The organism is Streptomyces sp. NBC_00285 (genome assembly GCF_036174265.1).
In the GTDB taxonomy this organism is placed as follows: Bacteria; Actinomycetota; Actinomycetes; order Streptomycetales; family Streptomycetaceae; genus Streptomyces.
In genome coordinates, this window is record NZ_CP108055.1 from 3,858,477 (window position 1) to 3,885,256 (window position 26,780).

The 26,780-nt window shown below is 70.9% G+C and carries 19 protein-coding genes; 5 read left to right on the forward strand and 14 right to left on the reverse strand.

The window, feature by feature from the left end; all coding sequences use genetic code 11:
* Positions 1-10: 10 nt before the first annotated feature.
* The 4 genes from OHT57_RS17910 to hrcA all read right to left on the reverse strand — a co-directional run bounded on the left by OHT57_RS17910 (position 11) and on the right by hrcA (position 4,190).
* Positions 11-772, reverse strand: coding sequence for a 16S rRNA (uracil(1498)-N(3))-methyltransferase (locus tag OHT57_RS17910; RefSeq protein WP_328747427.1), 762 nt, complete (start codon positions 770-772; stop codon positions 11-13).
* Positions 769-1,845: a nitronate monooxygenase gene (locus OHT57_RS17915; protein WP_328747428.1), complete on the reverse strand. Its 1,077-nt coding sequence runs from the start codon at positions 1,843-1,845 to the stop codon at positions 769-771. Before OHT57_RS17915 ends, OHT57_RS17910 begins: the two co-directional genes overlap by 4 nt.
* Before the next feature lie 188 nt (positions 1,846-2,033).
* Entirely contained in the window at positions 2,034-3,173 is a 1,140-nt protein-coding gene (gene dnaJ, locus OHT57_RS17920) for a molecular chaperone DnaJ (RefSeq protein WP_328747429.1), read from the reverse strand.
* The gene (gene hrcA, locus OHT57_RS17925; RefSeq protein WP_328747430.1) at positions 3,174-4,190 is read right to left on the reverse strand and encodes a heat-inducible transcriptional repressor HrcA; all 1,017 of its coding nucleotides are present in this window, start codon (positions 4,188-4,190) and stop codon (positions 3,174-3,176) included.
* A 350-nt stretch (positions 4,191-4,540) separates the two neighbouring features.
* Here hrcA and OHT57_RS17930 point away from each other — a divergent pair, with 350 nt between their 5' ends.
* Positions 4,541-5,269 carry an MBL fold metallo-hydrolase gene (locus OHT57_RS17930; RefSeq protein ID WP_328747431.1) on the forward strand — a complete coding sequence of 243 codons (729 nt, stop codon included), beginning with the start codon at positions 4,541-4,543 and terminating at the stop codon, positions 5,267-5,269.
* 34 nt (positions 5,270-5,303) lie between these two features.
* Positions 5,304-6,110, forward strand: coding sequence for a DUF3097 domain-containing protein (locus OHT57_RS17935; RefSeq protein WP_328747432.1), 807 nt, complete (start codon positions 5,304-5,306; stop codon positions 6,108-6,110).
* Positions 6,111-6,292: 182 nt separating this feature from the next.
* On the opposite strand, the gene hemW is transcribed toward OHT57_RS17935, so the two are convergent.
* The gene (hemW, locus tag OHT57_RS17940; protein WP_328747433.1) at positions 6,293-7,525 is read right to left on the reverse strand and encodes a radical SAM family heme chaperone HemW; all 1,233 of its coding nucleotides are present in this window, start codon (positions 7,523-7,525) and stop codon (positions 6,293-6,295) included.
* Positions 7,526-7,555: 30 nt separating this feature from the next.
* A complete protein-coding gene (locus OHT57_RS17945) occupies positions 7,556-9,562 on the reverse strand; it encodes an ATP-binding SpoIIE family protein phosphatase (RefSeq protein ID WP_328747434.1) in 2,007 nt (668 codons plus the stop codon).
* A gap of 102 nt (positions 9,563-9,664) precedes the next feature.
* Between OHT57_RS17945 and OHT57_RS17950 the strand changes: the two genes are divergently transcribed.
* Together OHT57_RS17950 and OHT57_RS17955 are read left to right on the forward strand one after the other, a co-directional pair.
* Entirely contained in the window at positions 9,665-13,795 is a 4,131-nt protein-coding gene (locus tag OHT57_RS17950; RefSeq protein WP_328747435.1) for a HAMP domain-containing protein, read from the forward strand.
* Positions 13,796-13,808: 13 nt separating this feature from the next.
* Positions 13,809-14,354 carry a response regulator gene (locus OHT57_RS17955; RefSeq protein ID WP_328747436.1) on the forward strand — a complete coding sequence of 182 codons (546 nt, stop codon included), beginning with the start codon at positions 13,809-13,811 and terminating at the stop codon, positions 14,352-14,354.
* A 74-nt stretch (positions 14,355-14,428) separates the two neighbouring features.
* Here the strand turns inward: OHT57_RS17955 and OHT57_RS17960 are convergent, their stop codons facing one another.
* Positions 14,429-16,303 (reverse strand): AMP-dependent synthetase/ligase, encoded by a 1,875-nt coding sequence (locus tag OHT57_RS17960; RefSeq protein ID WP_328747437.1) that lies wholly within the window; start codon positions 16,301-16,303, stop codon positions 14,429-14,431.
* A 422-nt stretch (positions 16,304-16,725) separates the two neighbouring features.
* A complete protein-coding gene (lepA, locus tag OHT57_RS17965; RefSeq protein ID WP_328747438.1) occupies positions 16,726-18,594 on the reverse strand; it encodes a translation elongation factor 4 in 1,869 nt (622 codons plus the stop codon).
* A gap of 230 nt (positions 18,595-18,824) precedes the next feature.
* Between lepA and rpsT the strand changes: the two genes are divergently transcribed.
* Positions 18,825-19,085, forward strand: a complete 261-nt coding sequence (rpsT, locus tag OHT57_RS17970; protein WP_328747439.1) for a 30S ribosomal protein S20 — start codon at positions 18,825-18,827, stop codon at positions 19,083-19,085.
* Positions 19,086-19,615: 530 nt separating this feature from the next.
* Here the strand turns inward: rpsT and OHT57_RS17975 are convergent.
* From OHT57_RS17975 to OHT57_RS18000, 6 genes are all read right to left on the reverse strand, one after another.
* Positions 19,616-20,014: a nuclear transport factor 2 family protein gene (locus OHT57_RS17975; protein ID WP_328747440.1), complete on the reverse strand. Its 399-nt coding sequence runs from the start codon at positions 20,012-20,014 to the stop codon at positions 19,616-19,618.
* Between the two features lie 333 nt (positions 20,015-20,347).
* A complete protein-coding gene (holA, locus tag OHT57_RS17980; protein WP_328747441.1) occupies positions 20,348-21,337 on the reverse strand; it encodes a DNA polymerase III subunit delta in 990 nt (329 codons plus the stop codon).
* A gap of 270 nt (positions 21,338-21,607) precedes the next feature.
* Positions 21,608-21,853, reverse strand: a complete 246-nt coding sequence (locus OHT57_RS17985; RefSeq protein WP_328747442.1) for a hypothetical protein — start codon at positions 21,851-21,853, stop codon at positions 21,608-21,610.
* 178 nt (positions 21,854-22,031) lie between these two features.
* Positions 22,032-22,886: an arylamine N-acetyltransferase family protein gene (locus tag OHT57_RS17990; protein WP_328747443.1), complete on the reverse strand. Its 855-nt coding sequence runs from the start codon at positions 22,884-22,886 to the stop codon at positions 22,032-22,034.
* A gap of 4 nt (positions 22,887-22,890) precedes the next feature.
* On the reverse strand, positions 22,891-25,584 hold the full coding sequence (locus tag OHT57_RS17995) for a ComEC/Rec2 family competence protein (protein WP_443053460.1): 2,694 nt from the start codon (positions 25,582-25,584) through the stop codon (positions 22,891-22,893).
* Positions 25,581-26,624, reverse strand: coding sequence for a helix-hairpin-helix domain-containing protein (locus OHT57_RS18000; protein ID WP_443053461.1), 1,044 nt, complete (start codon positions 26,622-26,624; stop codon positions 25,581-25,583). The genes OHT57_RS17995 and OHT57_RS18000 overlap by 4 nt, the downstream gene beginning before the upstream one ends.
* Between the last annotated feature and the right edge of the window lie 156 nt (positions 26,625-26,780).

Here is a 26,780-nt window from a genome sequence, read left to right on the forward strand (position 1 = left end):
CCTCTCGGGCTCAGGACCAGCGGCCGGTACGGCCCAGCAGCAGGGCCGCGGCCGCCGTCCCGGCGGTAGATGTCCGCAACACGGTAGGTCCGAGGACATACGCCCGCGCACCCGCCTCTTCGAAAAGCGTCAACTCGTCCTTGGCGACGCCGCCTTCGGGGCCGACGACCAGCACGATCTCGCCCTCGTCGGGGAGTTCGGCGGTGGCCAGTGGCCACCTGCCGCGCTCGAAGTCGGAGTGGAGCACGGCGGCGAAGTCGGCTTCGGCGAGAAGTGCGGCAACCTGTTTCGTGGTCGCCGCGTCCGCGATCTCGGGGAAGCGGAGCCGCCTGGACTGCTTGCCGGCCTCACGGGCGGTGGCCCGCCACTTGCCGAGCGACTTCAGTCCCCGTTCGCCCTTCCACTGGGTGATGCAGCGGGCCGCCTGCCAGGGCACGACGGCGTCGACGCCGACCTCGGTCATGGTCTCGACGGCCAACTCACCGCGGTCGCCCTTGGGGAGTGCCTGGACGACGGTGATACGGGGCTGTGCGGCGGGTTGTTCGGACACCGAGTCCAGCTGGACGATCAGCCGGTCCTTGCCCTCGGTTCCGAGCACCACGCAGTCGGCCCAGCGCCCGGCGCCGTCGGTGAGAATGACGTCCTCGCCGGGCTGGAGCCGCTTCACGGAAACGGCGTGGCGCCCTTCGGGGCCGTCGAGGACGTACCGTCCGCCGCTGCCCGGCTCGGTCTGCTCGACGAAGCGCTCGACGACGAACACCGGTGCGGTCATCGCAGGTCCCCCTTGGCCGACAACGCTGTCCTGGCGTCCGCGAGTTCGGCCGCGAGGAGCTCCACGAGCTGTCCGGCCGGCAGTTCGCGTGCCATCCGGTGTCCCTGTCCGGCCCACAGCGACATGCCCTGCGCGTCCTTGGCCTTGGCGGCGGCCTTTCGCAGGGGCGTGGTGAGGTGGTGGATCTCGGGGTAGGCGGCGGGGGCGTAGGGGCCGTGCTCGCGCATGAAGCGGTTGACCAGACCGCGGGCGGGGCGGCCGGAGAAGGCGCGGGTCAACTCGGTGCGCACGTAGAGGGGGTTGGTCAGCGCCTGCTTGTGCACGTCGTGGGCGCCGGACTCGTGTGTGGCGAGGAACGCCGTGCCGAGCTGGGCCGCGTCGGCTCCGGCGGCGAGGACGGCGGCGATCTGGCTGCCGCGCATGATGCCGCCGGCGGCGACGATCGGAAGGGTCACCGTCTCGCGTATCTGGGCGACGAGGGACAGCAGGCCGAGGCCGGAGTCGTCCTGCTCGGGGATGTCCCGGTGGGTGCCCTGGTGACCGCCGGCCTCCACGCCCTGGGCGATCACGGCGTCGGCGCCCGCGTACTGCACGGCGAGGGCCTCTTCGGGGGTGGTCGCGGTGACGAGGGTGAAGGTGCCGGCCCGGCGCAGCGTCTGAAGGGCCTCACCACTCGGGATGCCGAAGTGGAAGGAGGCCACCTTGACCGGGTTGTCGAGCAGGACGGCGAACTTGGCGTCGTAGCCGTCGTCACGTCCGCTGTCGGGGTCGCCGAGCTCGGTCTCGTACCAGGTGGCCTCGCCGGCCAGCTGGTGGGCGTAGACCTCGACGGCGGCCGGGTCCGCGGACTCCGGCTGCGGCATGAAGAGGTTGACGCCGAAGGGCCGTCCGGTGAGCCCCCGAAGCTGCTTGATCTCCTGGTACATCCCGTCGGCCGTCTTGTGTCCGGCGGCGAGGAACCCGAGCCCGCCCGCGTCGGACACGGCGGCGGCGAGCCGCGGCACGGAGACGCCGCCCGCCATGGGCGCCTGCACGATCGGGTGAGGGAAGAGATCGGTCAGTGCGGAGGACATGACGGCATGTTGTCACGTCCTCCGGACAAGTCCGAATCCGGCCTTCGACCCGGCGAGGACCACCGGAGCGCCGGTCGACGACCGGCGGATTCCGGCCCGTCCGGCGTCCGGGGCAAGGCCGTTCGGGCCGAGAGAAGCCGAGGGAGGCCGGCCGCCGGGGCCCCGGCGGCCGTCCCACGGCTCATGGCTCACGCGCGACCGTTGAACGCGTCCTTCAGCCGGGAGAACAAGCCCTGCTGTCCGGGCTGGAACTGCCCGGTGGGCCGCTCCTCGCCCCGCAGCTTGGCCAGCTCGCGCAGCAGCCGCTCCTGCTCGGGGTCGAGCTTGTTCGGCGTCTGGACCTCGACGTGCACGATGAGGTCGCCCCGGCCGCCGCCGCGCAGGTGCGTGACGCCCCGGCTGTGCAGGGGGATCGACTGGCCGGACTGGGTGCCCGGTCGGATGTCGACCTCCTCCATGCCGTCGAGGGTCTCCAGCGGGACCTTGGTGCCGAGGGAGGCCGCGGTCATCGGGAGGGTGACCGTGCAGTGCAGGTCGTCGCCGCGCCGCTGGAACTGCGAGTGCGGCAGCTCGTGGATCTCGACGTACAGGTCACCGGCGGGACCGCCGCCGGGGCCGACCTCGCCCTCACCGGCGAGCTGGATCCGGGTGCCGTTGTCGACACCGGCCGGGATCTTGACCGTCAGCGTCCGGCGCGAGCGGACCCGGCCGTCGCCGGCGCACTCGGGGCACGGGGTCGGGACGACGGTGCCGAAGCCCTGGCACTGCGGGCACGGCCGCGAGGTCATGACCTGGCCGAGGAAGGACCGCGTCACCTGCGACACCTCACCGCGGCCGCGGCACATGTCACACGTCTGCGCGGAGGTGCCCGGCGCCGCGCCCTCACCGCTGCAGGTGGTGCAGACGATCGCCGTGTCGACCTGGATGTCCTTCGTCGTGCCGAAGGCCGCCTCGTCGAGCTCGATCTCCAGCCGGATCATGGCGTCCTGGCCGCGCCGGGTGCGTGAGCGCGGACCCCGCTGCGACGCCGTACCGAAGAACGCGTCCATGATGTCCGAGAAGTTCCCGAACCCGCCGGCTCCGAAGCCGCCCGCGCCGCCGCCGCCCGCCTGCGAGAGCGGGTCGCCGCCGAGGTCGTAGACCTGCTTCTTCTGCGGGTCCGACAGCACCTCGTAGGCGGCGTTGATCTCCTTGAACCGCTCCTGGGTCTTCGGATCCGGGTTGACGTCCGGGTGCAGCTCGCGAGCGAGCCGACGGAACGCCTTCTTGATCTCTTCCTGCGACGCGTCGCGGCGCACGCCGAGAACGGCGTAGTAGTCCGTGGCCACTTACGACTCCGCCAGGATCTGTCCGACGTACCGTGCCACTGCGCGTACCGCTCCCATCGTTCCCGGGTAATCCATGCGGGTCGGTCCGACCACGCCGAGCTTGGCGACCGCCTCGTTGCCCGAACCGTAGCCGACCGACACCACTGAAGTGGAGTTGAGTCCCTCGTAGGCGTTCTCGTGACCGATGCGTACGGTCATGCCCGAATCTCCGGCCTCACCAAGGAGTTTGAGGAGGACGACCTGCTCCTCCAGAGCCTCCAGGACGGGCCGGATGGTGAGGGGAAAGTCATGTCCGAAGCGGGTGAGATTGGCGGTGCCGCCGATCATCAGCCGCTCCTCGTTCTCCTCGACGAGCGTCTCCAAAAGAGTGGAGAGCACCGTGGTGACGGTACCCCGGTCCTCGCCGTCGAACCCCTCCGGCAGGTCCTCGACCAGCCGGGGCACATCGGCGAACCGCCGCCCCGCGACCCGGCTGTTGAGCCGCGCCCGCAGATCGGCGAGCGAGGCCTCCCCGAAGGGCGCCGGGCAGTCGACCATGCGCTGCTCGACCCGGCCGGTGTCCGTGATCAGCACGAGCATCACGCGCGCGGGGGCGAGTGACAGCAGTTCCACGTGCCGCACGGTCGAGCGGGTCAGTGAGGGGTACTGCACGACGGCGACCTGCCGCGTGAGCTGCGCGAGCAGCCGCACGGTCCGCGCCACCACGTCGTCGAGGTCGACGGCGCCGTCGAGGAAGTTCTGGATGGCGCGCCGCTCGGGCGCGGTCATCGGCTTGACGCCGGCCAGCTTGTCGACGAAGAGGCGGTACCCCTTGTCCGTGGGGATCCGCCCGGCACTGGTGTGCGGCTGGGCGATGAACCCCTCGTCCTCCAGGGCCGCCATGTCGTTACGGACGGTCGCCGGGGACACTCCGAGGTTGTGCCGCTCGGTCAGGGCCTTCGACCCGACCGGCTCCTCGGTGCCGACATAATCCTGGACGATGGCGCGCAGCACCTGGAGCCTGCGTTCACTCAGCATCGCGCACACCTCCAGAAGTCGATCCCTCGTCGCCTCGCCTGGCACTCTGTCCGTCCGAGTGCCAGCGCTCCCGGGCCAGTGTACGGCGGTGGGGTACTCCCAGGGCAAGGCTGGTCCCGGCAGGACCGCTTGGACCGGCAGGGCCCGTCCGGCGGATCAGGCCGACTTTCAGGGGCGACGCCCCATACGTGCAGGTGGGCGGGGGCGATGGGGGTGCCTCCCGCGCAAGGTCGATTCGAGCGCGGGGGCGTGCCGCTGCACGCCGGAGGAGGGAGTCGACGCGGAGCTCCGGCGAGTGCCGACAACGCGGCCGCCTGCACGAACCGCCGGACAGGGCCTAGCGTCGCGGTATGACGGTGACTTGGGAAGAGCTCGGGTGGGAGCGGGTCGCGGCCGGGGTGGGGCGGTGCCGGCTGCCCGGCTGGGACTGCACGGCGGGCCTGGTGATCGGCGAGGGCACGGCCCTGTTGATCGATTCCGGCTCCGGTCTCGCGGAGGGCGTCCGCCTGCGCGCACAGGCCGAGGAACTCGCCGGTCACCGTGTGACCCATCTCGCGCTCACCCACCCCCACTTCGACCATGTCTTCGGCGCGGCGGCGTTCGCGGGGGCGGAGGTGTTCGGCGCGGTGGGTGTGGAGACGGTGCTGGCGGGGCGCCTCGGCCGCGCGGAACTGCGGGCGGACGCGGTACGCAACGGCCTGGATGCCTCGTCGGCGGACGAGGCGGTGGACGCGCTCGTCTCCCCGGGGCATCACGTCAGTGGTGAGTGGACGCTCGACATGGGCGGCGGCCGGCAGGTCCTGCTGGCGAACGTCGGACCCGGCCACACGGCCCACGACCTCGCGGTCCTCGTCCCCGGTTCACCGGAGGTGGTGTTCTGCGGCGACCTGGTCGAGGAGTCGGGCGAACCGCAGGCGGGGCCGGACGCCGTACCGACGCGCTGGCCCGACGCGCTGGACCGGCTGCTGGCGCTGGGCGGCGAGGACGCGCTGTACGTGCCCGGTCACGGAGCGGTGGTGGACGCGGCGTTCGTACGGGCCCAGCGGGACGCGCTGGCGGCGCGCTTCGGCGTGTCGTGAGGACTCCCGGGCCGCTTCTCCTATCGTCATCCGAATGCGCCAGTACTCCGCCGACCTGACCCCTCCGTGGAAGAAGCCCAAGCCGGTGCCGGAGGTGCCCGCCGATCCCGGTCTGGTGGTCGAGGAGCCGGGCACCGGCTTCTGCGGCGCGGTGATCCGCTGCGAGGCGGGCACGGTGACCCTGGAGGACCGTTTCGGCAAGCACCGGGTGTTCCCGCTGGAGCCCCGCGGTTTCCTGCTGGAGGGCCGGGTGGTGACCCTGGTCCGGCCCGCGGCCGCGGCTCCCGTACGACCCTCACGGACCGCCTCCGGTTCGGTCGCCGTGCCCGGCGCACGCGCGCGCGTGGCCCGCGCCGGCCGGATCTACGTCGAGGGCCGCCACGACGCGGAACTGGTGGAGCGGGTCTGGGGCGACGACCTGCGCATCGAGGGCGTGGTCGTGGAGTACCTGGAGGGCGTGGACGACCTCCCGTCGATCGTGGCCGAATTCGCGCCGGGGCCGGACGCCCGGCTGGGTGTGCTGGTGGACCACCTGGTGCCGGGCAGCAAGGAGTCCCGGATCGCCGCGTCGGTGACCAGCGAACACGCGCTGGTCGTCGGCCACCCGTACATCGACATCTGGGCGGCGGTGAAGCCGTCGTCCCTGGGCATCGAGGCGTGGCCCGAAGTCCCCCGCGGTCAGGACTGGAAGACGGGAGTGTGCCGGGCGCTGGGCTGGCCGTCGGAGAACACGGGCGCGGTGTGGCAGGCGATCCTGAAGCGGGTGAACTCGTACAAGGACCTGGAGCCGGAGCTGCTGGGGCGGGTGGAGGAGCTGATCGACTTCGTCACGGCGCCGTAGCGAATACGCGCGGCGAGTCTGCGGGCGGGTCGCGCAGCCGCCGCGCCCCTTGGGTGGGTGCAGCTGCGTCTGCGTGCGACTGACCGCAGCCGCAACCTGCTCAGGGGCGCGAGGAACTGCGCGACCAGCCACAACGAACCCGTAGCCGCCGCACAACCCGACGCGCCACCCCCACCAGGCCCCTAATCCACCAGATCCCGAACCACCGCATCCGCCAGCAACCGCCCCCGCAGCGTCAGCACACCCTGCCCCTCCCCATACGGCCCCGCCTCCAGCAGCCCCTCCCCCAGCGCCCTGCGGGAAGCCGCCAGCCCCGCCTCCCGCAGCAGCGACAACGGCACGCCCTCCCGCAACCGCAGCTCCAGCAGGATCCGCTCGACCCTGCGGTCCTCCTCGGACAGCAGCTCCCGCCCCGCCCCCGGCGACCGCCCCGCGGCCAGCGCACCCGCGTACGCCCCGGGGTGCTTCACGTTCCACCACCGCACCCCGCCCACGTGCGAGTGCGCCCCGGGCCCGGCGCCCCACCAGTCCGCCCCGCGCCAGTACAGCTCGTTGTGCAGACACCGGCCCGCGTCCGAGGTGGCCCAGTTGGACACCTCGTACCAGTCGAACCCGGCGCCCGACAGCACGTCCTCCGCGATCAGGTACCGGTCCGCGTGGACGTCGTCGTCGGTCATCGGGACCTCGCCCCGGCGGATACGGCGAGCCAGCTGGGTGCCCTCCTCGACGATCAGTGCGTACGCCGACACATGGTCCGGTCCGGCCCCGATCGCCGCCTCCAGGGAGGCCCGCCAGTCGTCGTCGGACTCCCCCGGGGTGCCGTAGATCAGGTCCAGGTTCACGTGGTCGAAGCCCGCTGCTCGGGCCTCCGCCACGCAGGCCTCGGGCCGCCCCGGCGTGTGCGTGCGGTCCAGGACCTTCAGCACGTGCTGCTTCGCGCTCTGCATGCCGAAGGACACCCGGTTGAAGCCGCCCTCCCGCAGAGCGGCCAGATACGCCGGGTCCACCGACTCCGGGTTCGCCTCGGTCGTCACCTCCGCGTCCGCCGCGAGCCCGAACTCGTCGCGGATCGCCCCCAGCATCCGTACGAGGTCCCCGGCGGCCAGCAGGGTCGGCGTGCCGCCGCCCACGAACACCGTGCGGACCGGCCGCGGATCGTCGCCGAGGACCTTCCGGGCGAGCCGGATCTCGTCGATCAGGGTGTCCGCGTAGTTGTCGCGGGAGGCCAGCACCCCGCCCGAGCCGCGCAGCTCGGTCGCGGTGTAGGTGTTGAAGTCGCAGTAGCCGCAGCGGGTCGCGCAGTACGGGACGTGCAGATAGAAGCCGAGGGGACGGTCGGTGGATCCGGCGAGCGCGGACGCGGGGAGTGAGCCGTCGTCGGGAACGGGTTCGCCGTCGGGGAGTGCGGAAGGCATGCCCTCCATTGTCCAGCACCCGGCCGGGGGCTACTCCGCCTGCAGCACCAGCAGCGCCAGGTCGTCCTCCGGCGGCCGCGCACCGAACTCGTGCACCAGCCGTCTGATCCGCTCCGCGATCAGCTCGGCGTCCAGCCCCGCGCATCCCGCCAGCGCCTGGGCGAGCCCGTCCTCGTCGTCGAACTGCCGGGGGCCTCTGCGCCGCTCGGTCACCCCGTCGGTGACGCACAGCAGGCTGTCGCCGGGGCGCAGCTCGAAGGTCTCGCTGGTGTACGTCTCGTCCTCGACGACCCCGATGAGGGTCTGCGGCCGCGCGACCGTACGGACCGTGCCGTCCGCCCCGAGGAGCAGCGGCAGCGGGTGTCCGGCGGAGGCGAGAGTGCAGCGCACTCCGCCGTCGAAGGGGACGAGCTCGCCGTAGAGGAGGGACAGGAAGCGGGTCTGCGGGCCGTCGCCGGGGTTCACGGGGCGTCCGCCCGCGGCGGCCAGGGCCCGCGCCGCCGCGTCCGCGGTCTCCGTCGCGTCGTCGAGGAGCAGCTGGTTGAGGCGGTCCAGTACGTCGGCGACGCGATAGCCCTCGCGGGCCAGCAGCCGCAGCCAGGGCCGGGCCAGCCCGACGACCACGGCGGCCTCGGGACCCTTGCCCTGGACGTCGCCGAGGGCGAAGCACCAGCGGCCTTCGTCGGCCGGGAAGAGGTCGTAGAAGTCGCCGCTGGGCCCGCCCTTGTCGCACGGCTCGTACACCAGGGCGCTGCGCATCCCGGGGATCTCGGCGACCGCGCCGGGCAGCAGACCGCGCTGGAGCACCGCACTGATGGTGGCTTGCCGGGCGTACTGGCGGGCCGCGCCGATGGCGAGCGCCACCCGGCGGCTGAGGTCCTCGACGAGCCCGGTGATCTCGTCGGGGAAGGAGAGCAGCCCGGCCCGGCCGATGACCAGGGTGCCCAGCGGGCGGCCGCCGGCGGTGAGGCGGTAGGCGAGCGCGGAGCCGTGGGTGCCGTGCGGGCCGAGCGCCTCGCCGGGCCAGGGAAACGGCGCGGGCCCGGACCGGTCCATGGCGAAGGGGCTCGGCGGCTCCTTCTCCAGAGCGCGCCGCAGCTCGTCGATCCGGGCCTCGGCGCCGTGCCACACCCGGGCCAGCCGGGGTCCGGGCGCGGCGCCCTCGCCTCGGCCAGGCGCGTTCTCGGCCCCGCCGGGGCTCGGGGATCCCCAGCGTCCGGCGACCTCGTCCTCCAGCCACACCGCACACCAGTCGGCCAGCCGCGGCACGATCAGCTGGCCGGCGAGGGCGGCGACGAGGTTCTCGTCGAGTTGTCCGGCGAGCAGATCGGAGGCCTCGGCGAGGAAGGACAGGGCGCCGCGGTTGAGCCAGTCCCGGTCCTGCTCCCCGCGGGAGGTGGGCGGGGCGGGTGCCCGGGGCGGCTCCGGGGCGGGTTTCCCTGCGATCCGCAGCCCCCGTTCGTGCGCGCCCTCCGGCTCCCGTCCCCGCGCGGCCTCCCCGGCGTACGCCTGGATCCCGTCGACGGCCTCCTTGCCGCCGGCCGGCAGCTGCGCCCACACCGTCTTGGCGCCGGTGCGGTAGGTGACGCCCCAGGACTCGGCGAGGGCTGCGACCAGGCGCAGTCCGCGCCCGTACTCCGGTATGCCGTAGGACAGTTCGGGATCACCGTCGTGCGCGGCACGCGAGGGATGGTGGTCGAGGACCTCGATGACGAGGGCGCCGGTGCGCGCCTCCAGACGGCAGCGCAGTTCGACTTCGGTACCCGCGTGCACGACGGCATTGGTGACGAGCTCACTGACGACGGCCACGCCGTCGTCGGCCTGCCGGTCGGTGAGGAACTCCGTGCCGGGCAGGCCGAGTTCGGTCCATTCGGCGATCGTGTCCCGTAACAGGGCCCTGGCCGAGGCCAGCGCGAACGGCACGCCGGGGAGAGTGGCCTGGACGTACGCCGCCGCGTGCGGGAGAGCGCCGTCACCGACTACCGGTGCGACGGACGCACGGGCAACCCACTCCCGTTGCACCGGAATGGCCCCCATGGCCGTCTCCCCGAGCAGTTCGGACGAATACGCCTCAGTCGATGCGGACAGAGTGACAGACTGGCCGCGCCCATAAGCGCCGAGTTACCGAAGTGGGCCGCCATGAGTGAGAACAGTGGTACCTCTGTGCTCGAAGACGGTCAGAAGGGTGACCGGATTCGTGCATCGGACCTGCGTCCTCTTCTCGCCGCCATGACCGCGGCCCGGGACGGTGACTTCGCGAAGCTGCCGGAGACCGGCGACGGGATCGTGGCCGAACTGACGGCCGTCTTCAACCAGCTGGTGGACCGGAACCTGCACTTCACCGGCGAGGTCAGCCGGGTCAAGCGGGAGCTGGTGCGGTACGGCCGGCTCGACGAGCGGCTCTCCCCCAGCCCCGGGCAGGGCTCGTGGACCTCCCGGGTCAACGACGTGAACCAGCTGCTCGACGCCCTGGTGGCCCCGGCCGCCAACGCGACCCGGGTCCTGGACGCGGTGGCCGGCGGCGATCTGACCCAGCGGGTCGATCTGCACGACGGCAGCCGACAGTTGCGCGGTGATCTGCGGCGGCTGGGACGGGCCGTGAACAAGATGGTCGACCAGCTCTCCCTGTTCACCGGTGAGGTGACCCGGGTGGCCCGCGAGGTCGGCACCGAGGGACGGCTCGGCGGGCGGGCCAAGGTGACGGGCCTGTCGGGGAGTTGGCGGGATGTGACCGAGGCGGTCAACACCATGGCGTCCCGGCTGACCGCGCAGGTCCGTGACATCGCCCTGGTGACCACGGCGGTGGCCCGCGGCGACCTCACCCGCACGGTCACGGTCGAGGCGACCGGTGAACTGCTCGAACTGAAGCTCACCGTGAACACCATGGTCGACCAGCTCTCCGCCTTCGCCGACGAGGTCACCCGCGTCGCCCGCGAGGTCGGCACCGAGGGGCAGTTGGGCGGGCGGGCCCAGGTGCGGGGTGTGTCGGGGGTCTGGAAGGACCTCACCGACAACGTCAACTTCATGGCGTCGAACCTGACCTCGCAGGTCCGCAACATCGCCCAGGTCACCACCGCCGTCGCCAACGGCGACCTGAGTCAGAAGATCACCGTGGACGCGCAGGGCGAGATCCTGGAGCTCAAGTCCACCATCAACACCATGGTCGACCAGCTCTCCGCCTTCGCCGACGAGGTGACGAGGGTCGCCCGCGAGGTCGGCACCGAGGGAAACCTCGGCGGGCGGGCCCAGGTGCGAGGCGTCTCCGGCGTCTGGAAGGACCTCACCGACAACGTCAACTTCATGGCGGACAACCTGACTTCGCAGGTCCGCAACATCGCGCTGGTGTCGACGGCCGTCGCTCAGGGCGACCTCGGCAAGAAGATCACGGTGGAGGCGAAGGGCGAGATCCTGGAGCTCAAGTCGACCATCAACACCATGGTCGACCAGCTCTCCGCCTTCGCCGACGAGGTCACCCGCGTGGCCCGCGAGGTCGGCACCGAGGGAAACCTCGGCGGTCAGGCGCAGGTGCGCGGGGTCAGCGGGGTCTGGAAGGACCTGACGGACAACGTCAACTTCATGGCCCTGAACCTGACTTCGCAGGTCCGCAACATCGCCCAGGTCACCACCGCCGTCGCCAACGGCGACCTGTCCAAGAAGATCACGGTCGACGCGCGCGGCGAGATCCTCGAACTGAAGGACACCGTCAACACGATGGTGGAGCAGCTGCGCGCCTTCGCCGACGAGGTGACCCGCGTGGCCCGCGAGGTCGGCACCGACGGCCGACTGGGCGGGCGGGCCCAGGTGCTGGGCGTCTCCGGGGTCTGGCGGGATCTGACGGACAACGTCAACTACATGGCGGACAACCTGACTTCGCAGGTCCGCAACATCGCCCAGGTGACGACTGCGGTGGCCAACGGCGACCTGTCCAAGAAGATCGACGTGGACGCGCGCGGCGAGATCCTGGAGCTGAAGACCGCCATCAACACCATGGTCGACACGCTCTCCTCCTTCTCCTCCGAGGTCACCCGGGTGGCCCGCGAGGTGGGCTCCGAAGGCCAACTCGGCGGCCAGGCACGGGTCGAGGGCGTGTACGGCACCTGGAAACGGCTGACGACGAACGTCAACGAGCTGGCGTCCAACCTGACCACCCAGGTCCGGGCGATCGCCGAGGTCGCCTCCGCGGTGGCCCAGGGGGACATGTCCCGCGCCATCACCGTGGAGACCCAGGGCGAGGTCACCGAGCTCAAGGACAACATCAACCTGATGGTGGCCAACCTCCGCGAGACGACCCGGGCCAAGGACTGGCTGGAGTCGAACCTCGCTCGCCTGGCCGCCCTGATGCAGGGCCACCGGGACCTGATGGAGGTCGCCGACCTGATCCTGCGCGAGCTGACCCCGCTGGTGAACGCCCAGTACGGGGCCTTCTTCCTGGCCGACCCGGACGAGGACGGCGCCGCTCTGCGCACCACGGTTCCGGCAAAGGGACTCGCGTTCATCGCGGGCTACGGCTCGGCGCAGGGCGCGACCGTCGACACCGGCGGCATGCCGGTGCACGGTCTGGTGCGTCAGGCGGCCCGCGAGAAGAAGCGGATCCTGGTCGAGGAGGCCCCGCCGGACTACATCAAGATCAACAGCGGGCTCGGTGAGGCGGCCCCGGCCAGCGTCGTCATCATCCCGATCCTCTTCGAGGACAAGCTCCTCGGCGTGATCGAGCTGGCGTCCTTCTCCCGCTTCTCCGACGTCCACCTGGCCTTCTTCGACCAGTTCGTGAACACCATCGGCGTCGCCATCAACACCATCATCGCCAACTCCCGCACCGAGTCCCTGCTCGGCGAGTCCCAGCGCCTGGCCCGGCAGCTCCAGGAGCGCTCGGACGAACTCCAGGAGCAGCAGGCGGAGTTGCAGCGCTCGAACGCCGAACTGGAGGAGAAGGCCGCCCTCCTGGCCACGTCCTCCCAGTACAAGTCGGAGTTCCTGGCGAACATGTCGCACGAACTGCGCACCCCGCTGAACTCCCTGCTGATCCTGGCCAGACTGCTCTCCGACAACCAGGACGGCCATCTCTCCGACCAGGAGGTCCAGTTCGCGACGACGATCCACCGGTCGGGCTCCGACCTCCTGCAACTCATCAACGACATCCTGGACCTGTCGAAGATCGAGGCCGGCCGGATGGACGTACGGCCCAAGAAGCTGCCGCTCATCAAGCTGCTCGACTACGTCCACGCCACCTTCCGGCCGCTCACCCTGGACCGTGGGCTCGCCTTCGAGGTGGCGGTCGGCGAGGACGTGCCGCGCGAGATGTACTCGGACGAGCAGCGTCTCCAGCAGATCCTGCGCAACCTGCTCTCCAACGCGATCAAGTTCACCGCCACGGGCCGGGTCGAGCTGCGCGTCAACCGCTTCCACGACCCCGACCGCCGGTTCGTCCGCGACAGCGACGAGGTCATCGCGTTCGCCGTCAGCGACACCGGCATCGGCATCGCGCGGGAGAAACTCCCGGTGATCTTCGAGGCGTTCCAGCAGGCCGACGGCACGACCAACCGCAAGTACGGCGGCACCGGGCTCGGTCTGTCCATCAGCCGGGAGATCGCGGGCCTGCTGGGCGGCCTCATCGTCGCCGAGAGCGAGCCCGGCAAGGGCTCCACCTTCACGCTCTACGTCCCCGTCGCCAGCCCCGGCCACCCGGCGGCCGGCTCGGCCACCGAGGACCGCCTGCTGCCGACCCCCGAGGACCTGTCCACCGAGTCCTACCCGACCGCCCACGACGCCGAGGACTCGTGGCCCGCGCCCACCAGGCTGGAGGCGTGGAAGGCGGGACGGGCGGGACAGGTGCTCTCCGGGCGGCGCGTGCTGATCGTCGACGACGACATCCGCAACGTCTTCGCCCTCACCCATGTACTGGGCCGGGTCGGCATGCCGGTCCTGTATGCGGAGAACGGCCGCGAGGGCATCGAGACCCTGGAGCGCAACCCGGACGTCGAACTCGTCCTGATGGACATCATGATGCCGGAGATGGACGGCTACGAGACCATCGCCGCCATCCGTCGCACCCCGCGCTGGACCGGTCTGCCCATCGTCGCGCTCACCGCGAAGGCGATGCCCGGAGACCGTGAGAAGTCGATCGCGCGCGGCGCCAACGACTACGTGCCCAAGCCCGTGGACGTCGACCAGTTGCTGACCGTCGTCTATGCGCTCCTGGACCCCGAGGGTCCGGAGGCGGAGGAACCGGCCGAGGCCGAGGAAGCGGTGGTCCCGCCCGCGGACGACTGAATGAGGCAGTCCTATGAGCGCTGAGGCAACGACCGACGACAGTGCGGGCATCCTCCTGGTCGACGACATGGAGGACAACCTGCTCGCGCTGGAGGCCGTCCTGGGGTCTCTCAACGAACCGCTGGTCCGCGCCCGTTCGGGCGAGGAGGCGATGAAGGCGCTGCTGCGCCGCCCGTTCGCCCTGGTCCTCCTGGATGTCCGCATGCCGGGCATGGACGGCTTCGAGACGGCGGCGAACATCAAACGCCTGGACCAGACGAAGGACGTCCCGATCATCTTCCTCACCGGCACGGAGGACGAACCCGGCTACGCCTTCCGCGGCTACGCGACCGGCGCGGCGGACTACGTGACCAAGCCGTTCGACCCGTGGGTGCTGCGCGCGAAGGTGAGCGTCTTCCTGGAACTGCACAGGAAGAACCAGCAGTTGGAACGGCTGCTGACACGGCAACGGGCCGACTACGAAGAGGTGAGCAAGCGTCTGACCGCGCTGGAGGACGAGTTGACGGAACCCCAGCGCGCCCAGGTGACGGAACTCCGGCACCTTCTTAAAGGAAGGTAGGCCTTCAGGGGCGCGGGGAGCGTGCCCGACCAGCCACGGCGAACCGGCAGCCGCGCACGCTCCCCGGCCACCCCCTACGCCTCGCGCGACCCCGCGTACATCTCGTCGATGAGCCCCTTGTACTCCCGCTCCACGACAGGGCGCTTCAGCTTGAGGCTCGGCGTGATCTCACCGTGCTCGATGTCCAGGTCCCTCGGCAGCAGCCGGAACTTCTTGATGGTCTGCCAGCGCTGCAGCCCCTCGTTGAGCTCCTTCACATAGCCCTCGACCATGGCCACGGTCACCGGCGCGGCGACGACCTCCGCGTACGGCTTGCCCTCGAGCCCGTTCTCCTTGGCCCACTCCAGGACGGACACCTCGTCCAGCGCGATGAGCGCCGTGCAGAAGTTCCGGTCCGCCCCGTGCACCAGGATGTTGGACACGTACGGGCACACCGCCTTGAACTGTCCCTCGACCTCGGCGGGCGCGATGTACTTGCCGCCGGACGTCTTGATGAGGTCCTTCTTGCGGTCGGTGATCCGCAGATACCCGTCGGGCGACAGCTCACCGATGTCCCCGGTGTGGAACCACCCGTCGGCCTCCAGCACCTCGGCCGTCTTCTCGGGCAGCCCGTGGTAGCCCTCCATGATGCCGGGCCCGCGCAGCAGGATCTCCCCGTCGTCGGCGATCCTGACCTCCGTGCCGGGCAGCGGCTTGCCGACCGTGCCGGTGCGGTAGGCCTCACCGGGGTTCACGAAGGAGGCCGCGGAGGACTCCGTGAGGCCGTATCCCTCGAGGATGTGGATGCCGGCGCCGGCGAAGAAGTACCCGATCTCCGGCGCGAGGGCGGCGGACCCGGACACACACGCCCGCAGGTTCCCGCCGAAGGCCTCCCGGATCTTCGAGAAGACCAGCGCGTCGGCCACCTTGTGCTTGGCGCTCAGCCCGAAGGACGCGCCCGCGGTACCGGTGCGCCGGAAGTTGTCCTGGCTCTCCTTGGCGTAGGCGCGGCCGACCTCGGCGGCCCACTGGAAGATCTTGTACTTGGCGCCGCCGGCGGCACGGGCCTTCGCGGCGACCCCGTTGTAGACCTTCTCGAAGATGCGCGGGACAGCCGCCATGTACGTCGGCTGCACGACCGGCAGATTCTCGATGATCTTGTCGACACGACCGTCGACGGCGGTGACGTGACCGACCTCGATCTGCCCGGAGGTGAGGACCTTGCCGAAGACGTGGGCGAGCGGCAGCCACAGGTACTGCACGTCCTCGGCACTGACCAGCCCGGTCGCGGCGATCGCCTTCGCCATGTACGCCCAGTTGTCGTGCGGCAGGCGCACACCCTTGGGGCGGCCGGTGGTGCCCGAGGTGTAGATGAGGGTGGCGAGCTGGTCCTTGGTGATGGCACCGACCCGCTCCTCGATCAGGTCGGAGTCCTTCTCCAGGCGGGCCGCGCCACGGGCCTCCAGCTCGGTGAGGGTGAGGATCCAGTCGCTGGTCTCGACGCCGGCCGGGTCGATGACGACGACGTGCGTGAGGTGCGGCAGCTCGGCCTTCTTCTCGACCGCCTTGGCGAGCTGCGCCGCGTCCTCCGCGATCAGCACCCGGCTCTCGGAGTCGGAGAGGATGAAGGCCGACTCGTCGGCGTTGGTCTGCGGGTAGACCGTGGTCGTGGCGGCGCCGGCGCACATGATGCCGAGGTCCACGAGGATCCACTCGAGCCGGGTCGACGCGGCGAGGGCCACCCGCTGCTCCGGCTGCACTCCCAGCTCGATCAGTCCGGCCGCGATGGCGTGCACGCGCTCCGCGGCCTGCGCCCAGGTGAGCGACTTCCAGGTGTCCGGCCCCTGGCCGGCGGCCGCGGGCACCGGGTACCGGTACGCCTCGGCGTCCGGTGTGGCCGCAACGCGCTCCAGGAAGAGGCTCGCCACACTCGGCGGACGGTTCTCGATCAGTGTCTGTGTGTCGCTCACGACATCCTCCGGGGCTCGCGACAGTGCGGCCGGCTCAGGTTTGCGGCTGTTTAACTCGCGAGTAACTATCGAGCAGGCATCAGAGTAAAGGCCGACCGGCTGCTACGTAAGGGGTCCTGGTCTGCGATCTTCCAAATCCCCGGATTCTTCACCCGTGAGCTCGCCAGGCTGTGTACAGCGCGTTGCGAGAACCAAGCACGTGCTATTTGACACTTGCTGTCAACCGGGCTGGTCCCAACCCGGCTGATGTCGATCGCGTAGGTCTCGACCGCCCGCTGGGCGACCGAGCAGCGTGAGTCAGGAATCCCGCTGCTTCGACAGAGAGAGGGTTCAATTCCTGCAGAGCGCGACCACTCACACGCTGAGGGGCCCGCCGCACCTGCTGCGACGGGCCCCCAAGGTCGCCGACGGGGGCCGACCGGCTACTTCTTGCCCTTGCCCGACCCCGCGTTTTCATCGCTGGAGAGCACGGCGATGAAGGCCTCCTGCGGAACCTCCACGGAACCCACCATCTTCATGCGCTTCTTGCCTTCCTTCTGCTTCTCCAGCAGCTTCCGCTTACGGGAGATGTCACCGCCGTAGCACTTGGCGAGGACGTCCTTGCGGATGGCGCGGATGGTCTCGCGGGCGATCACCCGGGAGCCGATGGCGGCCTGGATGGGCACCTCGAAGGCCTGCCGCGGGATGAGCTCGCGCAGCTTGGCGACAAGCCGCACACCGTAGGCGTAGGCCGCGTCCTTGTGCGTGACGGCCGAGAAGGCGTCGACCTTGTCGCCGTGCAGCAGGATGTCGACCTTGACCAGGCTGGAGGCCTGCTCGCCGGTGGGCTCGTAATCGAGCGAGGCGTACCCGCGCGTCTTGGACTTCAGCTGGTCGAAGAAGTCGAAGACGATCTCCGCGAGGGGGAGCGTGTAACGGATCTCGACCCGGTCCTCGGACAGGTAGTCCATGCCGAGCAGGGTGCCGCGCCGGGTCTGGCACAGCTCCATGATCGACCCGATGAACTCGGTCGGCGCGAGGATCGTGGCGCGTACGACGGGCTCGTACACCTCGTCGATCTTCCCCTCGGGGAACTCGCTCGGGTTGGTGACCGTGTACTCGCTCCGGTCCTCCATGACGACGCGGTAGACGACGTTGGGGGCGGTGGCGATGAGGTCGAGTCCGAACTCGCGCTCCAGCCGCTCACGGATCACGTCGAGGTGCAGCAGGCCGAGGAAGCCGACCCGGAAGCCGAAGCCCAGGGCGGCGGAGGTCTCCGGCTCGTAGACCAGCGCGGCGTCGTTGAGCTGGAGCTTGTCGAGGGCGTCACGCAGCTCCGGGTAGTCCGAGCCGTCCAGGGGATACAGACCCGAGAACACCATCGGCTTGGGGTCCTTGTAGCCGCCGAGCGCCTCGGTCGCACCCTTGTGCAGGGTGGTGATGGTGTCACCGACCTTGGACTGGCGAACGTCCTTCACGCCGGTGATCAGATAGCCGACCTCGCCGACGCCGAGGCCGTCCGCCGCAGTCATCTCGGGGGCGGAGACGCCGATCTCCAGCAGTTCGTGGGTCGCGCCGGTGGACATCATCCGGATCCGCTCACGCTTGTTGAGCTGACCGTCGATGACACGCACATACGTCACGACACCGCGGTAGGAGTCGTAGACCGAGTCGAAGATCATGGCGCGTGCGGGGGCGTCCTGGACGCCGACCGGCGCGGGGACCTCGGCGACGACCCGGTCCAGCAGCGCCTCGACGCCCAGACCGGTCTTGGCGGAGACCTTGAGCACGTCCCCGGGGTCGCAGCCGATGAGGTTGGCGAGCTCCTCGGAGAACTTCTCCGGCTGGGCGGCCGGCAGGTCGATCTTGTTCAGTACGGGGATGATCTTGAGGTCGTTCTCCATCGCCAGGTAGAGGTTGGCGAGGGTCTGGGCCTCGATGCCCTGGGCGGCGTCGACGAGGAGGACGGTCCCCTCACAGGCGGCGAGCGACCGCGAGACCTCGTAGGTGAAGTCGACGTGCCCCGGGGTGTCGATCATGTTGAGGATGTGCGTGTTGCTCTTGTCGTGGGTCGGGGCCCACGGCAGACGCACCGCCTGCGACTTGATCGTGATTCCGCGCTCACGCTCGATGTCCATACGGTCGAGGTACTGAGCACGCATCTGGCGCTGGTCGACCACGCCGGTCAGCTGGAGCATCCGGTCGGCGAGCGTGGACTTGCCGTGGTCGATGTGCGCGATGATGCAGAAGTTGCGGATCTGAGCCGGGTCGGTACGGCTCGGCTCGGGCACGTGGCTGGGGATCGCGGGCACGCAGGGTCCTGATTCTTGAGGCGTCCGCAGTGTCTGCGGTCTCGGGTCGGATCGATACGTAGCCTCCATGGTCCCACGGGCGGGGACCGGCGACCGGTTTGGGCCAGCCGTGGACCCGCTGATAGTGTGGGTAGCTGTGTCTCCTGCCCTCTCAGCATGGGACACATCGTGTAGAAATCATCGGCACGGGACCCCTGCGGCCCCATGCCTGAACCTGTAGAGGCTCATTCGTGGCGAACATCAAGTCCCAGATCAAGCGGATCAAGACCAACGAGAAGGCTCGGCTGCGCAACAAGGCCGTCAAGTCCTCCCTGAAGACCGCGGTCCGCAAGGCTCGTGAGGCCGCTGCCGCGGGTGACACCGAGAAGGCCACCGAGCTGAACCGCGCTGCTGCGCGTGCGCTCGACAAGGCCGTCTCCAAGGGTGTCATCCACAAGAACCAGGCCGCCAACAAGAAGTCGGCGCTTGCTTCGAAGGTCTCGTCCCTCTAAGGCCGACCACTTCTGATCTGACCGGTCCCGTCTCACGGGACCGAACCGCCGGAAGGACCAGAGCGGGCCCTCTCTCATCCGCTCCCGACCGGCACCCAGGAGCCACGCGCGGCCTGCGTTCGCCACGCGGGCGTGACTCCGAAAGCTTGGACCGAAGGCCCCGACGCATTGCCCTTCCCCAGGGCAGGGCGAGCGGGGCCTTCGTCATGGGGGTGGGGGCTGGGGGTGGGGGCTGGGGGCTCATTGAGCCATGGGCGCTTGGGCTCCGGGGGTTTGGGGGTTTGGGGGTTTGGGGGTTTGGGGGTTTGGGACTCCGAGAGCTATGGGGGCTTGAGCTCTGGGGGCTTGGGCTCCGCGGCCCGGCAGTCCGAGGGGTCCTGGGGCTGCCGGGCGGTCCCGGCAGCCCCGGACAGCCCCGGCGGCCCGAGCGGCCCGAGCAGTCCCGGCGATCTGAGCGGTCGGGGCGGTCCGGACGGTCCGGACGGTCCGGGCGGTCCGGGCGGTCCGGGCGGTCCGGGCGGTCCGGGCGGTCAGTCCGCCCAGAACTCGTTGCTCTTGTCGATGTCCTCGACGCACTCGTCGAGATCGGTGACCTTGTCCCCGACGATCCGGAAGACGATGCATCCGGTGTCGTCCAGGCGCCGGCCCTTCCTCTCTGCCCTGACCCGGCACATCCCGACGGCGTGACCCCGCCCGTCGACGGCGATCGTGAGCCTCTCCAGACGCATCGACCCGTCGGTCTCCACCGCGAGCCTCTGATACATGTCGATGATCGCGTCCTGCCCCTTGTAGTCCCCCGAGAGTGGGTGACTACCGGGCACGTGATGCGTGGCGTCCTTCGCGATCAACCCGCGCAGGGTGTCCAGGTCTCCACGCGTGAACGCCTCGTACCCCTTACGAACGAGCGCTGCATGCGGATGCTCAGCCATGACGACCGCCACCTCTCCTTGTCCGGCGATGTTCGGCTGCCCCGTCCGATTCTCCTCCCGAGCAGCCGAGGGGACACCTTGGGAGGCTTGAGAGGTCTGGGAGGAGAGGTGTCAGGTCTCCGAGGCCGGCGCCGGGCACAGTGCCACGCGCGACGGACGGGACGCGGGAAACTGCGCGCTCGGCCACAACCCACACCGCAGCCCCGCTACGGCAACACCTGGCACCCCCGATGACGCGACGGCCCTCAACCAAACGCACCGCGAACGCAGCCGAGCGAAGCCCACCCCCGCCCAGCCCTCACCTGCTCCAACAGCCCGAACGCCGCCGCCCGGCTATCCACGCCCCCGGGACCGCGCCGCCCGCGCGATCGCGACGACCGCCTTCTCCAGGGCGTACTCAGGGTCGTCCCCCCCGCCCTTCACCCCGGCATCCGCCTCAGCCACAGCGCGCAGCGCAGCCGAGACCCCGTCCGGGGTCCAGCCCCGCATCTGCTGCCGCACCCGGTCGATCTTCCACGGCGGCATCCCCAGCTCACGCGCGAGATCAGCCGGCCGCCCGCCCCGAGCGGACGACAACTTCCCGATCGCCCGCACCCCCTGCGCCAGCGCACTGGTGATCAGGACAGGTGCGACCCCCGTCGACAACGACCACCGCAACGCCTCCAGCGCCTCCGCGGCCCGCCCCTCCACGGCCCGGTCGGCGACGGTGAAGCTGGAGGCCTCGGCCCGCCCCGTGTAGTACCGCCCCACTACGGCCTCGTCGATCGTCCCCTCGACATCGGCGACCAACTGCGTCACTGCGGACGCCAGTTCCCGCAGATCACTCCCGATCGCGTCGACGAGCGCCTGACACGCCTCGGGCGTGGCCGACCGCCCGGTCCCCCGGAACTCCTGCCGCACGAAGGCCAGCCGATCCGCCGGCTTGGTCATCTTCGGACAGGCGACCTCCCGCGCCCCCACCTTCCGCGCGGCGTCGAGCAGTCCCTTGCCCTTCGCTCCACCCGCATGCAGCAGCACGAGAGTGATCTCCTCGGCGGGCGCCCCGAGATACGCCTTCACGTCCTTGATCGTGTCGGCCGACAGATCCTGCGCGTTACGCACGACCACGACCTTGCGCTCCGCGAACAACGACGGGCTGGTCAACTCGGCAAGCGTCCCAGGCTGCAACTGCTCCGGGGCCAGATCCCGCACATCCGTATCAGCGTCAGCGGCCCGCGCAGCGGCCACCACCTCCCGCACAGCCCGGTCGAGCAGAAGCTCCTCCTGCCCCACAGCAAGGGTCACAGGAGCGAGAGGGTCGTCATTCGCAGTGTTCTTGGCCATCGCGACAAGCATCCCACGGGCCACTGACATTGCTGCTGGTACTCACGTTCCGGTGATCGTGCCCGAGCCACTGACGGACGCCCTGCCGGGTTGTCTTCCCGTTGTTCTGTCCACCACCGCACCCGGCGGCCCTACGACCCTGCCTGCCACCCCTCCCACTCCCCGCCGAACCCGCCGCACCGCGGACCCGGCACCAACCCGACCGAGCACAGCCCTACGGCCCTCCCCGCCCCCATCCCACTCCCACCGGACCGGCGACCCGGCACAGCCCTACGGCTCCTCCCGCCACCCGTCCCACTCCCCCACGAACTCGTTCAGCTCGCCGGGATCGAGCCGGCCTGCCTCGTCCCGGAGCACCACAAGCCACTGCGCGTCCTCCGCATCGTCCTCCCCCGCCAACGCGTCCCGGACGACCTGCGGCTCCTCGGTCACCGCGAACCGCTCCCCGAGAGCCTCGACGACCTCCTCCGCAGCATCCCGGTCGGGCAGCACCAGCACATGTCTCACATCGCTCACAGCACCATTTTCCAGGTCGGCGCCGACAGCCCTACCACCCCCCGCCCATCCCGTCACCGAGCGGTCCGCGCCACCACATCGCCAACCGCTTGCGCAGACCGCAGGCCGCAGGCCGCATACTGCAAGCCCCGAACCGCAGACCGCAGGCCGCGTACCGGCCCGCGCCCCATGGGCCGCATCAGCCGTCCAGGTCAAGGCCCCGCACAGTCGGCACACGGCCGAGCCGGATACCGAACCTCTCCCAGTACACCTCCAGCACCTCCTCGTCCGTCCCCAACTCCCGTTCCTCCCGCGTCCCGTCGGGCGCCGTCACCTTGAGAACGCGACCGCTGAGCGTGATCCGCCCGCCGTCCTCCGTCACCCTCGAACACACCAGTGACTGCGTGAAGTGAGAGGCCGGCGAGGTGCTGTGCCACCAAGCTCCGGCCACGAAGTCACTGAGCACCCGAGGCCTCATCTCCAGCCGGTACTGGCGCCTGCCGCCCAAGAGGACATCCGCGTCCCCGGTGTCACCCCCGCCTTTCTCCACCGCGCTGTCCCCGCTGCACACCCCCGCCGCATCCGGCCCCGCCTCGTCGATCAGGAAGGTGCCTCCGGGGTCCTCCTGCCCGCCCCGCACCCCGAACGCCAACGGGTAGTGGCTGTGCGCCCCGAACCCGACATCGGCCAGCCACTCGCCCCCGTCCACCGTCCGCACCCGCAGCGCGAGATGGTCGTACGGGATCCCGAGCCGCCCCTCGTCCCCGTACACCCGGCCCGCGAGCAGCGTGACGCCGAAGCCGAGCGCCGCCAGCAACGCCCCGAACGCCCCGTTCAGTTCGTAGCAGAACCCTCCTCTCCCGGCGTCCACCACCTTGTCCACCAGCCGCTTCTCCTCCAGCACGATCTCCTCACCAAGGTGGACCGACAGGTTCTCGAAGGGCACGGTCTGCAGATGCCGCAGATGCAACTCGCGCAGGACCTCCACGGTGGGCCCCACCGGTTGCCGGGCTCCCAGGCGGCGGAGATATGCGTCTACCTGTGTGGGATTCATGCCTTCAGTCTCGCGCCACCCACAGCTCCCCACCGCTCACACCACCTCCAGCACCGCCCCCGACACCTCCACCTGCCCCCTCTCCGCCGCTACCCGTCCCGGCGACCGCCAGCGCCCCGTCCCGGTCCGTCCGAAGCACCACAGCACCCCCGGCCCGCAGCGCGGCGACCGTACTGGCAGCCGGATGCCCGTACGAGTTGTCGGCCCCCACGGAAATGAGCGCCAGCCGCGGGGCGACCCGGCGTATCAGCTCCGGGTCCTGGTAGGCCGAACCATGGTGAGCGACCTTGAGCACATCCACCCCGGCCAGCCGTGCACCCGCAGGTGACCTCAACAGCGCCTGCTGGGACGGGGGTTCGAGGTCCCCGAGCAGGAGGAAGCGCAACCCGGCCGAGTGGACGAGCATCGCGACACTGGCGTCGTTCGGCCCGTCCGCCACCACCGGCTCCGGGCCCGCCGGCGGCCACAGCACCTCCCAGGTCAACGCCCCCGTACGCCGTTCCTCCCCGACCACGGCACGCGTCACCGGAATGTGCCGGGCCGCCGCCTCCCGCCGTACGAACGCGGCCTGGTCCACCGGCTCCTCGAACCCCGTCGTCTCGATCGCCCCCACCGACCGCCCTCGCAGCACCCCTGGCAATCCGGCCACATGGTCGGCGTGAAAGTGGGTCAGCACCACGAGTGGCACCTTGGTGATACCGAGCGTGCGCAGACAGTCGTCGACGAGCGCGGGATCGGGCCCGGCGTCCACGACCACACCCGTGCCCTCGCCCGCCGCCAGCACCGTCGCGTCGCCCTGGCCCACGTCGCACATCGCAAGCCGCCAGCCCGGTGGCGGCCAGCCCGTGACCACCCTGGTCAGCGGTGGCGGCTGCACGACCGCCAGCACGAACAGCACCGCGCAGACCGCACACCACCAGGGATGTCTCAGCAGCCGTCGCCCGAGGAGCACCACGAGCACCGTGACAAGAGCGAGCAGCCCCGCCCCCGCCCAACTGCCCGGCCAGTCCACTCCGCCGCCGGGCAGCGATGCCCCGGTGCGGGCGACATCCGCGATCCATCCGGCGGGCCAACTCGCGCACCAGGCAAGCCCCTTGGCCGCCGGCATCGCGAGGGGTGCCGTCGCCAGCGCCGCGAAGCCCAGCACCGTGGCCGGTGCGACCGCGAGCTCCACGAGCAGATTGCACGGCACCGCGACAAGGCTCACCCGCGCCGACAGCACGGCGACCACCGGCGCGCACAAGGCCTGCGCTGCGGCCGCTGCGCCCAACGCCTCCGCCAGTCGCGGCGGCACCCGGCGCCGGCGCAACGCCAGGCTCCAGCGCGGCGCGAGCGTGAGCAGGGCTCCGGTGGCCAGGACGGAGAGCAGGAAGCCGTAACTTCGGGCCAGCCACGGGTCGTACAGCACCAGGAGCAGTACGGCCGTCGCCAGCGCCGGGATCATCGATCTGCGGCGGCCGGTCGCGAGGGCGAGCAATGCGACGGCCCCGCAGGCCGCGGCCCGCAGCACACTCGGGTCCGGTCGGCAGACGACGACGAATGCCAGCGTGAGCCCCCCGCCGAGCAGCGCGGTCGTCCGCAGTGACACCCCGAGGCGAGGCGCCAGTCCCCGTCGCTCGACGAGTTGGGCGAGTCCGGGCGGCCCGATGAGCAGGGCGAGCAGAATCGTGAGGTTGCTCCCGGAGACGGCGAGCGTGTGCGCGAGGTCGGTCTCCTTGAAGGCCTCGTCCAACTCCGGCGTGATGCGCGCGGTGTCCCCCACGACCAGTCCCGGCAACAACGCCCGGGCATCTCCAGGCAGCCCCTCGGTGGCCTCCCGCAACCCCGCCCGCAACCGCCCCGCGAACCGCTGCGCCCTCGACGCCTCTCCCACGACGTCGGGTCCCGCCCGATCCCGCACCCTCAACACGGCCGCGACACGACCGCCCCCGACCAACGGCGGCGCGACCCTCGCGGTGACCCGCACCCGCGTGGACGGCAGCAGCGCGAGCCAGGGTGAGCGCGGCGGATCGTCCACCGCGGCCGGCGAGCCGGACGTCACCTCACCGGCACCAGGGCGACCGGCGCCCACCACCTCTCGACCCGAGCCCCTTCCCGCACCCGCGTCAATGATCAACAGCACCGGCGTGCGCGTGGTCTCCGCTCTCCCGTCCACGGTCTCCACCCGCCGGACGTCCGCTCCGATGACCACGGCGGTCGGAGCCGCGTGGTCGCCCGTGATCCGGGGCCGGGTGAGCCGGGGGTCGGCGGTCACCTCGACCTCGGCGGTCACGGTGGCGTACTGCCGGGCCAGCGCGGGCACCGGCCCCCGCCGCAGATCGGCTCCGTGCAGCCCGGCGGACACCGCGGCCGCGGCGACGCAGAGCAGCACGGCGGCGACCGGGATCCGGCCCGCCCCACCGAACCCCCGCATCCCAAGCCGCAGCCCGGACAACAACATGCAGGCGACGACGAGACACCCGACCACCAGGCCCACGCCCCAGCCCGGCGGGATGTCCAGGACCACCGCGGCTGTCGCCCAGGCCGCCAATGCCGCCGGTACGAGCCGCAGATCCGTGGGCCCTTCCTGCCGGGGGTTGGCATCCCCGAGCCGCTTCCCGGAACCGGCGTGCACAGCCGACCGTGCACGGCCGTCGGCACCGGTCTCCCTCAGTCCCTCGTCCTCATCCCCTCGCAGCACCTCCGGGTCGTACCTCATGGCCGTACGAGATTCCGGAGGTCGGCGAAGCGACGGTCGCCGATGCCGTTGACTTCGCGCAGTTCGTCGACCGAGCGGAAACCGCCGTGCTGGGTGCGGTAGTCGAGGATGTGCCGGGCGAGCACGGGTCCGACCCCGGGCAGGGTGTCGAGCTGCTCCACAGTGGCGGTGTTCAAGGAGACGGGGGCCGCCGCCGCACCGACCGGGCCACCGCCGGTCACAGGACCACCGACGCCAGGCGCGGGTGCGGCGGCCGGGCCGCCTACGACGACCTGCTCGCCGTCCACGAGGAACCGCGCACGGTTGAGGGCGTCGGTGTTCGTGCCCGGCCGCACCCCACCAGCCGCTTTGAGAGCATCGGCGACCCTGGACCCGGTCGGCAGCCGATGCACCCCGGGCTCACGGACCTTGCCGCTGACGTCCACGACGATCACGGCTCCGGCCGTCCCCGCCGTGCTCGAGACCCCACCCGAGGCCGCAGGCTCGGCCTCCCCGCGCGGCCCGCTCCCCCTGTCGCCGTTCGTCCCGCCCTCCCCGAACGGAGCCCCCGCACGCACCACTTCAGGTGCCTGGACGTCCTGCGTGCGACCGGTCCAGAAGTGCTGTACGGCAAACACCGCGGCCACGACCAGCAGCACCGAGAGCGCGACCACGTTCCGCCGCTCCAGTCCGCACCGCGCCTGCAGCCACACGGGCATCCGCTCCCGCAGAGCGAACCCGGCCCGCTCCCGCCACGCCCCGCGCCCGGGATCTGGGGGTCGCCAGTCGACGTCCCCCGCCCCGTCGTCCCGCGAGGCGGTCTTCCCCGAGCCGGCATCACGCCGGCCCTCTCCCGAAGAACCAGCCTCCCGCCATGCCTCCTCCGCGGAACTTCCAGCCTCCCTCCAGGTCTCTTCGGCGGGACCAGGCGCCCACGAGTCCTCTGCGACGGCTCCCCTCTCCCGCCGAGCCCCCGCCACGGAACCAACCGCGTCCAGAGCCCAGGAGGGACCTGAGGTCCGGACGGCCTCCGATCCTGCACCCGCCCCGCCGTCGGCCATGCCCCGCCCACCCTCACCCGGCGGCGGCCCCTTCCCCGCGCGATCGGCGAAGAGCACCTCCGCACGCCGCCCGAGTTCGTCGGCCGAGGCGTCATGCCTCTGTCGTGCCCGGCTTCGGGCGGCGGGCGGGCGGCGGCGTGAGCGCCCGTCGGAGTG

Coding starts and splice junctions, on each gene's coding strand:
- OHT57_RS17915 (WP_328747428.1), bottom strand. CDS start 1,845: ATGTCCTCCGCACTGACCGATCTCTTCCCTCACCCGATCGTGCAGGCG.
- OHT57_RS17955 (WP_328747436.1), top strand. CDS start 13,809: ATGAGCGCTGAGGCAACGACCGACGACAGTGCGGGCATCCTCCTGGTC.
- hemW (WP_328747433.1), bottom strand. CDS start 7,525: ATGCCTTCCGCACTCCCCGACGGCGAACCCGTTCCCGACGACGGCTCA.
- holA (WP_328747441.1), bottom strand. CDS start 21,337: ATGGCCAAGAACACTGCGAATGACGACCCTCTCGCTCCTGTGACCCTT.
- OHT57_RS17910 (WP_328747427.1), bottom strand. CDS start 772: ATGACCGCACCGGTGTTCGTCGTCGAGCGCTTCGTCGAGCAGACCGAG.
- OHT57_RS17950 (WP_328747435.1), top strand. CDS start 9,665: ATGAGTGAGAACAGTGGTACCTCTGTGCTCGAAGACGGTCAGAAGGGT.
- OHT57_RS17975 (WP_328747440.1), bottom strand. CDS start 20,014: ATGGCTGAGCATCCGCATGCAGCGCTCGTTCGTAAGGGGTACGAGGCG.
- OHT57_RS17930 (WP_328747431.1), top strand. CDS start 4,541: ATGACGGTGACTTGGGAAGAGCTCGGGTGGGAGCGGGTCGCGGCCGGG.
- OHT57_RS18000 (WP_443053461.1), bottom strand. CDS start 26,624: ATGGCCGACGGCGGGGCGGGTGCAGGATCGGAGGCCGTCCGGACCTCA.
- hrcA (WP_328747430.1), bottom strand. CDS start 4,190: ATGCTGAGTGAACGCAGGCTCCAGGTGCTGCGCGCCATCGTCCAGGAT.
- OHT57_RS17990 (WP_328747443.1), bottom strand. CDS start 22,886: ATGAATCCCACACAGGTAGACGCATATCTCCGCCGCCTGGGAGCCCGG.
- OHT57_RS17995 (WP_443053460.1), bottom strand. CDS start 25,584: ATGAGGTACGACCCGGAGGTGCTGCGAGGGGATGAGGACGAGGGACTG.
- OHT57_RS17945 (WP_328747434.1), bottom strand. CDS start 9,562: ATGGGGGCCATTCCGGTGCAACGGGAGTGGGTTGCCCGTGCGTCCGTC.
- OHT57_RS17935 (WP_328747432.1), top strand. CDS start 5,304: ATGCGCCAGTACTCCGCCGACCTGACCCCTCCGTGGAAGAAGCCCAAG.